This is a genomic window from Micrococcus sp. CS26 (assembly GCF_055522295.1).
The window spans coordinates 176,640-187,897 of record NZ_JBVFVY010000003.1 but is presented as its reverse complement, the minus strand read 5'-3'; the positions used below and the strand labels follow the sequence as shown (position 1 = coordinate 187,897).

Genomic DNA, 11,258 nt, shown 5'->3' with positions numbered 1-11,258 from the left:
GCGCGGGCTCGGCTCGCGGACGCCGCCGTCGGCTACGCGGTGCGGGGTGATGCGGCCGGCGGCGGGGCCTCGGCCGTCGAGTTCGTGACCCCGGGCCTGCTGCTGCGCCGCCTCCTGGCCGACCCCGGGCTCGACGGCGTGGACGCGGTGGTCCTGGACGAGGTCCACGAGCGGGACCTGGACACAGACGTGCTCTTCGCGCTCCTCGCCGACCTGCGGCAGCTGCGTCCCGAGCTCGCGCTCGTGGCCATGTCCGCCACCGTGGACGCGGCGGCTCTGGCCACCCGCTGGGCCCGCGGCATGGGGGAGGAGGCGCCCCTGCCCGTGGCCTCCACCCCGGCCGTGCTGCACCCGCTGCGCGAGGAGCACGTCCCCTTCCGCGGCCACCGTCTCACCGCCGGGGGCCGCGTGGACCGGGCCTTCCTCGACCACGTCGCGGCCACGGCCGCGCGCGCCCACGCCGCGGCGCTCGACGCCGACCCGACCGTGGACGCCCTCGTCTTCCTGCCCGGCGTGGCCGAGGTCGAGGCGGTCGCGGGGCGCGTCGCCGCGCTCGCCCCGGACACCGAGGTCCGCGTCCTGCACGGCCGCCAGGAGCCCGCCGACCAGGACGCCGCGCTCGCCGGCCGCGCCGACCCCACCGTGCCGCGCGTCGTCGTCGCGACGGCGGTCGCCGAGTCCTCGCTGACCGTGCCGGGGGTGCGCCTCGTCATCGACGCGGGCCTGGCCCGCGAGCCGCGCCGGGACCGGGGGCGCGGCATGGCCGGGCTCGTCACCGTCCAGGCCTCGCGTGCCGCCGCCGGCCAGCGTGCGGGCCGCGCCGCCCGCCTCGGCCCCGGCACGGTGGTCCGCTGCCACACCGCCGCGGCCCTGGGCACCGCGCCCGCAGCCCCGACGCCGGCCCTCGCCGTCGTCGACCTCGCGCCGGTGGCCCTGGCGTTCGCGGCGTGGGGCGCCCCGGGCGGCCACGGGTTGACCCTGCCCGAGGACCCGCCGGCCGACGCGATGGCCGCCGCCGAGCGCACGCTCGCCTCCCTCGACGCGGTGGACGCGGACGGGCGCGTCACCCCGCACGGCGCCGTCCTGGCCGAGCTGCCCCTGGACCCGCCCCTCGGCCACGCCCTCCTGCGCGCGGCACCGTGGACGGGGCCCCGCCCCGCGGCCGAGGCGACGGCGGCCCTCGCCCTGGACCTGCGCGCCCCCGGGGCCGACCTCGAGGCGCTGGTCGCGGCCGTGCGGGACGGCCGGCACCCGGAGGCCGGGCGCTGGCGCCGGGAGGCGGACCGACTGGAACGACTCGCCCGTCGGCACGCACACCACGCCCCGGGCGAGCCCGGGCCCGAGGCGACGGCGACCGCGCGGCGCCACCCCGCCGGCCTCGTGGCCGCCCTGGCCTTCCCCGCGTGGATCGCCCGACGCGCGGGGGAGGCGGGCGCGTACCTGCTCACCTCCGGCACCCGCGCGGCCCTGCCCCGCGACGCCGCCGGCGGCGGCCTGGCGGGGCAGGAGTGGCTGGCCGTGGCCGAGGTCGCCCGTGTGGCCGGGGACGCGGCCGGCACGGGTGCCGCGATCCGCGCGACCGCGCCGATCGACCGGACGCTCGCCGAGCTCGCCGGCGCGGGCCTGCGGCGCACCGAGGACACCGCCGACTGGCGCGGGGACCGGCTCACCGGCCGCCGCGTGGACCGGCTGGGCGCGCTCGTGCTGGCGGAGACGCCGGCCCCCGTCGCCCCCGACGCCGCCGCGCAGGCCGTGCGCGCCGCACTCGCCGCCGACGGCCTCGCCCGGTTCGACCCGAGCGGTCGGACCGAACGCCTGCGCCGCCGGGTGCACCTGCTCCACCGCGTCCTCGGCGCCCCGTGGCCGGACCTCTCGGACGCGGCGCTGCCCGGCCTGGACGCGCTGGTCGACGGGCTTGCGGCCGACCTGGCCGCGGGGCGGTCCCTCGCACGCCTGGACGCCGAGGCGCTGCTGCGCGGCGCCCTGCCCTGGCCGGAGGCGGGCCGGCTGGACGAGCTCGCCCCCGAGCGCCTGCCCGTGCCGAGCGGGCGCGCCGTCGTCGTGGACTATCCGGCCGTCCACGAGGACACCCCGCCCGTGGTCGCCGCCAAGCTGCAGGAGTTCTTCGGGGCGCGTGTCACCCCCGCTGTCGCGGACGGTCGTGAGCCGGTGGTCCTGCACCTGCTCTCCCCGGCAGGTCGCCCGCTCGCCGTGACCGCCGACCTGCCCTCCTTCTGGGCCGGCCCCTACGCGCAGGTCCGCGCTGAGAACCGGGGGCGCTACCCCAAGCACCCGTGGCCCGAGGATCCCGCCGCCGCGGAGCCGACCGCCCGGACGAACCGCCGCGCCCGCTGAGAAAGGGGTCCGCGAAACGTGCAGGAATCGCTGTGATGCGTGATGATGGCCGTCACATCCGACTCGCATCGATTGAGGTTCCACTTGTGAGACACGACACGCGGGCACGTCAACGGCGCCGGGCCACGCTGGCCGGCGCCGTCGCCGCGGGCGCGCTGATCCTGGCCGGGTGTGCTCCGGCCGAGCAGACGCCCACCCTGACCTGGTACACCAACCCCGACGACGGCGGGCAGGCGAAGATCGCCGCCCAGTGCACCGACGCCGCGAACGGCCGGTACAGAGTCGAGACGTCCATGCTTCCGACGGACGCCGCCTCCCAGCGCGAGCAGCTGACCCGCCGCCTCGCCGCGGGCGACACGTCGATGGACATCATGTCCCTCGACCCGCCGTTCGTCCCCGAGCTCGCCGAGCCCGGCTTCCTGGCCCCCGTGCCGGAGGAGATGCAGGCCTACGCGAAGGACAACGCCCTGGAGGGCGCGCTCGCGGCCGCCAGCTGGAAGGACGAGCTCGTCACGGTCCCGTTCTGGGCCAACACGCAGCTGCTCTGGTACCGCAAGTCGGTCGCCGAGGCCGCGGGGTTGGACATGTCCCAGCCCGTCACGTGGGACCAGCTGATCGAGGCCGCCCGCAGCCAGGACAAGGACCTGGCCGTCCAGGGCGCCCGTGCGGAGTCCATGACCGTGTGGCTCAACGCGCTCATCGAGGGCGGCGGGGAGCAGATCGTCCCCAACGCCGAGGCGCCCACGGACGAGGTCACCACGAACCTCGACTCCGAGGCCGGCCGCACGGCCGCCCGGATCATCTCCACGATCGGCAAGGAGGGTCTCGGCAGCGCCGGCCTGCCGACGCAGGACGAGAACGCCTCCATGCTGCTCTTCCAGGGCAAGAACGGCTCGTTCATGGTCAACTGGCCGTTCGTCTGGCCGGCCACCCTCGGCTCCGTGGAGGAGGGCTCGCTGCCGGAGGACCTGCCCGAGGACATCGGCTGGGCCGTCTACCCCCGCACCGTCGAGGGCAAGGACGCCGCGCCGCCCGTGGGCGGCATCAACCTGGGGGTGGGCGCGAAGTCCGAGCACCAGGACCTCGCCTGGGACGCGATCTCCTGCATCACCACCACCGAGCACCAGAGCCAGTACTTCGTCGAGAACGGCAACCCGCCCGCCGACCCGGCGGCCTACGACGCCCCCGAGGTCGCCGAGAAGTACCCCATGGCGGACACCATCCGGGAGTCCCTCGAACTCGGCGCCCCGCGGCCGCAGACCCCGTACTACAACGAGGTCTCCACCGCGATCCAGCAGCGCTACGCGCCGCCGTCGGGCGTCTCCGAGTCCACCCCGGCCGAGACCGACGACTTCATCCAGGAAGTCCTGAGAGGGGAGCGTCTGCTGTGAGCCACGTCGACACCGCACCCGCCGCATCCACCCCGCGCGCCGCCGAGGGTCGTCGCCCCCGCCGGGTGAAGTCCCAGCGCGCGAAGTCCGAGGCGCGTCTCGGCTGGCTCCTGGCCGGCCCCGCGTTCTTCGTGATGCTGTTCGTGGTCCTGTACCCGATCCTGCAGGCCCTCTACGACTCGCTGTTCAAGTACCGGCTCACCGCGCCGGGCGACCGCGAGTTCGTGGGCCTGGGCAACTACGGCGTGATCCTCACGGACCCCGTGTTCTGGAAGGGCCTCGGGGTGACCCTGCTGATCACCGTGGTGACCGTGGTGGTCGAGCTCATCCTCGGCTTCCTGCTGGCCCTGGCCATGCACCACGCCATCAAGCAGACCCGCGGCCTGATCCGCACGATCATCCTGGTGCCGTACGGCATCATCACCGTGGTCTCCGCGTTCGCGTGGTTCTACATGTTCTCGATCGACTCGGGCTACATCAACGCCTGGTTCGAGTGGCTGCCGGGCGTCGACGCGGACCTGAACTGGTTCGCGCAGGGCAGCACCGCGCTGTTCGTGATCATGCTCTCCGAGATCTGGAAGACCACCCCGTTCATCTCCCTGCTCCTGCTGGCCGGCCTGGCCCAGGTGCCGGGCGACCTCACCGAGGCCGCCTCCGTCGACGGCGCCTCGTGGTGGCAGCGGATGAAGCTGGTCATCCTGCCGAACATGAAGGCCTCGATCATGGTGGCCGTCCTGTTCCGCGCGATGGACGCGTTCCGCATCTTCGACTCCATCTACATCATGACCAACGGCGCCTACGGCACCGAGGTCCTCTCGCTGCTGGCCTACCGCACGTCCATCGGCCGGCTCGAGATCGGCATGGGTTCGGCGGTCTCCGTGATCCTGTTCCTGTGCGTGGCCCTCATGGCGGTCATCGCCGTCAAGGGCTTCAAGGTGGACCTGGCCGACCGAGGAGGTTCCAAGTGAGCACCGCCGCATCCGCTCCCGCCCCCGAGGGCCGCGCGCCTGAGGGCCGCGCGCCCCACCGTCGCGGCACCGGGAAGGCCACCGCACTGTGGTGGATCCTCACCGTCGTGATCGGCGTGTGGTGCCTCTTCCCGCTGTTCTCGATCTTCGCGACCAGCTTCAAGACGCCCGCCGACCTCGCCAACGGCAAGCTGCTGCCCACCCAGTGGTCCACGGTGAACTACGAGGAGATCTTCGTGGGCGGCTCGCGCGAGCTGTTCCTCACGGCGCTGCGCAACTCGATCGGCATCACCGTGATCGCCACGATCATCGCCGTCATCCTGGCCACGCTGTGCGCCTACGCGATCGCCCGCCTGGACTTCCCGGGCAAGCGGATCGTGCTCACGGTGTCCCTGATGGTCTCGATGTTCCCCGTCATCTCCCTGGTGACGCCGCTGTTCAACATGTGGCGCACCCTCGGGCTGTACGACACGTGGGTCGGCCTGATCATCCCCTACCTGTCCCTGACCCTGCCGATCTCCATCTGGACCCTGGCCGCGTTCTTCCGCCAGATCCCGTGGGAGCTCGACCAGGCCGCGCAGGTGGACGGCGCCACCCCGCTCGAGGCGTTCCGCAAGGTGATCGTCCCGCTGGCCGCCCCCGGCGTCTTCACGACGGCGATCATCGCCTTCTTCATCGCCTGGAACGACTTCGTGTTCGGCATCTCCCTGACCTCCACCGAGACCGCGCGCACCGTGCCCGCCGCCCTGGCCTTCTTCACCGGCGCCTCGCAGTTCGAGTCGCCGACCGGGGCCATCTCGGCGGCCGCGATCATCGTGACCATCCCGATCGTGATCCTGGTGCTGGCGTTCCAGCGTCAGATCGTGGCCGGCCTGACCAACGGCGCGGTGAAGGGCTGAGGCCCGCACACGAGACCTCCTGAAAGGACCCCCCGATGGCCTCCATCACCCTGAACCACATCGACAAGACCTACGACGACGGCTTCCACGCCATCAAGGACGTGAACCTGGAGATCGAGGACGGCGAGTTCGTCATCCTCGTGGGCCCCTCCGGCTCCGGCAAGTCCACGCTGCTGCGCATGATCGTGGGCCTCGAGGACATCACCGACGGCGAGATGCTGATCGACGGCCGCCGCGTGAACGAGGCGGCCCCCAAGGACCGCAACCTCGCGATGGTGTTCCAGAACTACGCGCTGTACCCGCACCTGACGGTGTACGAGAACATCGCCTTCCCGCTGCGGCTGATCAAGGACAACAAGCCCTCCGAGGAGGAGATCGACCGCAAGGTGCGCGACGCCGCCCGCGTGCTCGAGCTCGAGGACCACCTCGAGCGCAAGCCCGGCAACCTCTCCGGCGGCCAGCGTCAGCGCGTGGCCATGGGCCGGGCGATCGTGCGCGAGGCGGACGCGTTCCTCTTCGACGAGCCGCTGTCCAACCTGGACGCCAAGCTGCGCGGGCAGATGCGCGCGGAGATCTCGCAGCTGCAGCGCCGCCTGGCCACCACCTCCGTCTACGTGACGCACGACCAGACCGAGGCCATGACCCTGGGCGACCGGGTGGCCGTGCTCAAGAAGGGCGAGCTGCAGCAGGTGGCCAGCCCGCGCGAGCTCTACGAGCAGCCGCTCAACCTGTTCGTGGCCGGCTTCATCGGCTCGCCGTCGATGAACTTCCTGCCCGCCTCGCTGAGGCAGAAGGAGGGCGGCCACGTGCTGTCCTCGCCGATCGGTGACATCCCGGTGCCGCCCGAGAAGGCCCGCGCCGCCGAGGGGCGGGACATCGTGTTCCTCGGCCTGCGGCCGGAGTTCTTCGAGGACGCCGAGCTGGTGGAGGACAGCCGCCGCGGCCAGGGCTCCACCTTCGACGCGACGCTCACGCACCTGGAGTGGCTGGGCCACGAGCAGTACGGCTACATCGAGTTCGATCCGGACCCGGCCGTGGCCGAGATGCTCTCCGCGCTGGCCAAGGACCTGGACGCGGACGAGCTGCGCCCCGTCGTCGTGGCCACCCTCTCCGGCGAGTCCCGCGCCCGGCCGGGCACGCCGACCCGCCTGTGGGTGGACACCACGCGGGTGCACCTGTTCGACCCGACCACCGGTGAGAACCTCACCCGCGACCCCGAGGTCGGCGCCGAGCTGACCCGCCGGGCCGCCGAGGAGCGCCGCCGCCAGATCGAGATGGCGGCCGAGCGTGACGCCGCCGAGCACGAGGCGGACGCGCCGCGCCGCTGAGCCGGCGCCGGGGACGCCGGGGGCGGGTCAGTACCCGCCCTCGGCGTCCACCAGGCCCTCCAGCTCCGTCCCGGCCGCGCGGGCCCGCAGGTTCCGCTCGACCCGCGCGTGGAGCAGCGGGACGCACATCTCCGGGGTGTCCGCCGTGTGCGGCGTGATGAGGGCCCGTTCCTCGGTCCAGAGCGGGTGGCCCTCCGGGAGCGGCTCGGGGTCGGTGACGTCCGTGCCGTAGCCGTGCAGCCGACCCGCCGCGAGGGCCTGGACGACGGCGTCCGTGTCCACCAGCGCCCCGCGGGCGACGTTCACGAGCACGGCGTCCTCGTCCAGGAGGGCGAGGCGGTCGGCGTCGACCATGCCGCGGGTCTCCTCGGTGGCCGCCGCGGCGATCATCACGACCTGCGCGCCGGGCAGGACCTCGTCGAGGGAGTCGGTCGTGACGGTGCGGTCCGCGCCGGGCACGTCGCCCGCGCGTCGGCGGACCGCGGTGACGCGCACGTCCCAGGTCTTGAGCAGGCGGATGTACTCCTGTGCGATCCCGCCGCCGCCCACGACCACGGCGTTCAGGCCGTTCAGGGTGCGGCCGGAGGAGGGGCCCCACGTGGTGGCGCGGACGCGCGCGGGCAGGTCCCGCAGCAGGGCCAGGGTGAGCAGCAGCGCGTGCTCGGCCACCGGCGGCGCGTACGTGCCCTTGGCGGACGTCCACACGATGTCCGGGCGGCTGCGCACGAGGGGGACGAACGGCTCGATCCCGGCGAACGGGAGCTGCACCCAGCTCACGTGGGGGTGGGCGGCCAGGGCCGCGGCGAGCGTGTCGACCGGGATCGGGCGGACCATCAGCAGGGCCGTGGCGGAGGTGTCGCCCTCGGCCACGGCGGCACCGCCGACGTCGGCCACGGCCTGCTCGGCCAGCCGACGGGCGTGGGCGTAGGGGGTGCCGGCGACGTCCTGCGCCGCGGGGAGGACGAGCAGGCGCTCGGGGACGTCGTCGGGTCGGGTGCGGGGGAGAGCGGAAGTGGTGGGCATGGTGCCCACCGTCCCACATCCTCCGGGCCCGCTTCAGCCGGCGACGGCGTCCCGGTGCGCGGCGGACAGCCGCAGGTAGGTGGCCGCGTTCTTCTTGAGGCCCTCCCGCTCCTCGTCCGTGAGGGGGCGGCGGACCTTCGCGGGGACGCCCGCCACGAGCGAGCCGGCCGGGACCTGCGTCCCCTCGAGCACCAGGGCGCCGGCGGCCACGAGCGAACCGGCGCCGATGACCGCGCCGTTCATCACCGTGGCGGACATGCCGATCAGGCAGTCGTCCTCCACGGTGGCCCCGTGCACCACGGCGGAGTGGCCCACGGAGACACCGGCGCCCAGGGTGCACGGGAAGCCCTCGTCCGCGTGCAGCACCACGTTGTCCTGCAGGTTGGTGCCCGCCCCGACGCGGATGGGGGCGGAGTCACCGCGGGCGGAGACGCCGTAGAAGGCCGAGGAGCGCTCGGCCATCTCGACGTCGCCGGTGATCGCGGCGGTCGGGGCGAGGAAGACGGACTCGTGGATGCGCGGGGTGGCACCCGCGACGGTGATGATGTGGGCCATGCCACCAGCCTAGGCGGGCAGGACGACGGCGCCGCGTGGCGCCGTCGTCCCGGGCTCAGCTGAAGACGACGGTCCGCCGGCCGTCCGCGAGGACGCGGTGCTGGGCGTGCCAGCGCACGGCCTGCGCGAGCGTGGAGCCCTCGACGTCGCGGCCGCGGGCCACGAAGTCGGCGGCGGTCTGGGCGTGGGTCACCGGCTGCACGGACTGCGCGATGATCGGGCCCTCGTCCAGGTCGGCGGTCACGTAGTGGGCGGTGGCGCCGATGAGCTTCACGCCGCGTTCGTGCGCCTGGTGGTAGGGGCGGGCGCCCTTGAAGGAGGGCAGGAACGAGTGGTGGATGTTGATGGCCATCCCGGCCAGGTCCCGGCACAGCTCGTCCGAGAGGATCTGCATGTAGCGGGCCAGGACCACCAGCTCGATGTCGAACTGGGCGATCAGATCGCGCAGCCGGTCCTCCGCGGCCTCCTTGGAGTCCCGGCTCGAGGGGTCCTTCGAGACGGGCACGTGGATGAAGGGCACGCCGTAGAAGGAGGCGAGCGGCTGCAGGTCCAGGTGGTTCGAGACCACCACGGGGATCTCGATGGGCAGGGTGCCGGCGCGCTGCTGGAAGAGCAGGTCGTTGAGGGTGTGCCCGTCCTTGGAGCACATCACGAGGGTGCGCATGCGCTGCGCCGCGTCCCACAGGCCCATGCGCATGCCGAACTCCTCGCGCACCGGCGCGAGCGCCTGCTCGATGTCCTCCCGCGTGGCCGGGGTCACGAACTCCACGCGCATGAAGAAGTCGCCGGTGTCCGGGGAGCCGTACTGCTGCGACTCGGTGATGTCCGCCTCCACGCCCAGCAGGGCGCCCGTCACGGCGTGCACGATGCCCTTGCGGTTCGTGCAGGCCAGCGTGAGCACGTGGGCGTGCTCCGCGCCGGAGGCGGGGGAGGGGCTGGGTGAGAGGGCTGCCGTGTCCATGGCGTCGATGGTAGGCGGTGCCGGCCGCGCGGAACCGCGGGATGACGGGGCTGATCCCTGGTCGGGGGGCCGGGCCCCGTGTCATTCTCAAGACCAGGTTCCCCGCCGCGCGGCGGCGCGGGAAGCACGACGCGGCGCCCGGCCCGGCCGGTCGCCCCAGACGACCGAGGAGCACCCCCATGCCACAGTCCACCCTCTACTGGATCATCGCGGCGATCATCGTCGTGCTGCTGATCCTGATCATCCTCTCGGTGATCGCCTCCCGCCGTCGTCGCGAGGCCGAGGCCGAGGCCGCCGAGACCCGGCTCGAGCGTCGGGGTGTCACCGCGGACACCGCGGGTGAGCAGGCGGCCGCCCCCGCGGCCCCGACCCGCCTCTCCCGCCTGGACGAGGTGGTGGCAGAGAAGGACGCGCGCCCCGCAGCCGCGGTGAAGCCCGCCGGGGGTATGGCTGCGTTCGACACCGCCGCGGCGGACCGCGAGACCGACGAGTCCGTCGCCGGCGTGGCCGGCGGGGCGGGGGTGACCGTGGACCAGCACGACGCCCCGAGCACCGAGGCCGCCGCTGAGACCCACCGTCGCGATGCCGCGGTTCCGGCCACCCGGGGCACTCTGCGCCCCGCCGCGGCGGCGCCGAGCACGGCGCGCGAGACGGACACCGTGGGCCTGGGCGCGGCCGGTGTGGCCGGCGGCTCCGGCGTCACCCTGGACGAGCAGACGCCCGCGGCCGACGTCCCGGCGACCCCGGCCTCCCCGTCTCCGGTGACCGAGACCCCCGCCCCGGCGGCACCGGCCGCCGAGGCTCCGCAGCACAGAAGCCACCTCACCCCGGCTCCCGAGCACGTGCACGGGACCGTCCCCGCCGCCGAGGTCGCCACCGAGCACACCCCCACCAAGGAGTTCGCCACGGACGCGATCCCCGTCCCTCAGGGCGAGCACCTCGAGACGCACACGGTCGCCACCACCGCGCACGGCTCGGTCACCGTCGTGGCCACCGAGTCGTACCAGGCCCAGCAGAACGGCGCCGACGGGGCGGAGCGCTCGGCCGCCGGGTCCCTGCGCATCGACGGCACGCCCAGGGTGCCCGGTCGCGTGGCGGAGGCGGACCGCGAGCCGGCGCGCACCGATGACCACGGCGCGGACGTCGCGCAGCCGGCGGCGGTCGAGCCCGCGGCTGAGCGCCCGTCCCTCGAGGCCGCGGCCGAGCGCCCGTCCCTCGAGGCCACCCCGGCCACCCGACGGGCCGAGGCCCCGGAGACCCACGCCGGCACCACGCCGGCCACGCCCCTGGGCGGCGCCCCGGAGCTGGATCCGACCGCGGCCTCGTCCGGCCGTGCGGAGGACGCCACTCCGGCGACCCGCCGCGAGGCCCGCGCCGCGCAGTCGGCGGCAGCCGCCGGGACCGGCGCGCCGACGTCGTCGACGCCCACGACCGTGGCCCCGGACACCTCCACCTCCTCCGCCCCCACGGATGAGGAGCCCGCCGAGGACGACACCGAGGGCGCCGCCCTCCCGGACCTGCGGGCGGACCGCGACGAGACCCGAGCCTCGGACGCCGAGGGTGAGTCGAAGCTGGCCCAGGTCGGCGCCGTGGCGGCCTCCGCGTTCGAGACCGTGCGTGACAAGGTCGCCGTCCCGCTGCGGGACAACGTGGCCGTGCCCGCCAAGGACACGGTCGTGAAGGTGGTCAAGGACAAGCTGTCCCAGGCGCAGGAGCGCCGCTGGGGCAAGCGTTGACCGGCACAACCGCCCCACGACGACGGCGGCCGCCCCCTCGTG

Annotated in this window: 9 protein-coding genes; 6 read left to right on the top strand and 3 right to left on the bottom strand. The window is 74.2% G+C overall.

Annotation, left to right across the window (positions count from 1 at the left end; translation table 11 throughout):
* From ACZ1IK_RS02635 to ACZ1IK_RS02615, 5 genes are all read left to right on the top strand, one after another.
* Positions 1 to 2,355 (top strand): ATP-dependent helicase C-terminal domain-containing protein (locus ACZ1IK_RS02635; RefSeq protein WP_465098307.1); only part of this gene is annotated, 2,355 nt, incomplete at its 5' end.
* A gap of 86 nt (positions 2,356 to 2,441) precedes the next feature.
* Positions 2,442 to 3,746 carry an extracellular solute-binding protein gene (locus tag ACZ1IK_RS02630; RefSeq protein WP_060974376.1) on the top strand — a complete coding sequence of 435 codons (1,305 nt, stop codon included), beginning with the start codon at positions 2,442 to 2,444 and terminating at the stop codon, positions 3,744 to 3,746.
* On the top strand, positions 3,743 to 4,714 hold the full coding sequence (locus ACZ1IK_RS02625) for a carbohydrate ABC transporter permease (protein WP_041102962.1): 972 nt from the start codon (positions 3,743 to 3,745) through the stop codon (positions 4,712 to 4,714). The genes ACZ1IK_RS02630 and ACZ1IK_RS02625 overlap by 4 nt, the downstream gene beginning before the upstream one ends.
* Positions 4,711 to 5,613, top strand: coding sequence for a carbohydrate ABC transporter permease (locus ACZ1IK_RS02620; protein ID WP_080695955.1), 903 nt, complete (start codon positions 4,711 to 4,713; stop codon positions 5,611 to 5,613). Before ACZ1IK_RS02625 ends, ACZ1IK_RS02620 begins: the two co-directional genes overlap by 4 nt.
* Positions 5,614 to 5,648: 35 nt before the next feature.
* Positions 5,649 to 6,941, top strand: a complete 1,293-nt coding sequence (locus ACZ1IK_RS02615) for an ABC transporter ATP-binding protein (RefSeq protein ID WP_135039813.1) — start codon at positions 5,649 to 5,651, stop codon at positions 6,939 to 6,941.
* 27 nt (positions 6,942 to 6,968) lie between these two features.
* Here the strand turns inward: ACZ1IK_RS02615 and ACZ1IK_RS02610 are convergent, their stop codons facing one another.
* The 3 genes from ACZ1IK_RS02610 to purU are packed head-to-tail and all read right to left on the bottom strand — an operon-like array spanning position 6,969 to position 9,480.
* Complete coding sequence (locus ACZ1IK_RS02610; RefSeq protein ID WP_236601176.1) at positions 6,969 to 7,964, bottom strand: D-isomer specific 2-hydroxyacid dehydrogenase family protein; 996 nt, start codon at positions 7,962 to 7,964, stop codon at positions 6,969 to 6,971.
* A gap of 33 nt (positions 7,965 to 7,997) precedes the next feature.
* A complete protein-coding gene (locus ACZ1IK_RS02605) occupies positions 7,998 to 8,519 on the bottom strand; it encodes a gamma carbonic anhydrase family protein (protein WP_036314590.1) in 522 nt (173 codons plus the stop codon).
* Between the two features lie 55 nt (positions 8,520 to 8,574).
* On the bottom strand, positions 8,575 to 9,480 hold the full coding sequence (gene purU / locus ACZ1IK_RS02600) for a formyltetrahydrofolate deformylase (protein ID WP_041102954.1): 906 nt from the start codon (positions 9,478 to 9,480) through the stop codon (positions 8,575 to 8,577).
* A 179-nt stretch (positions 9,481 to 9,659) separates the two neighbouring features.
* On the opposite strand from purU, the gene ACZ1IK_RS02595 reads away from it, so the two are divergent.
* Positions 9,660 to 11,216, top strand: a complete 1,557-nt coding sequence (locus tag ACZ1IK_RS02595; protein ID WP_465098306.1) for a DNA polymerase III subunit gamma/tau domain-containing protein — start codon at positions 9,660 to 9,662, stop codon at positions 11,214 to 11,216.
* Positions 11,217 to 11,258: the final 42 nt, after the last annotated feature.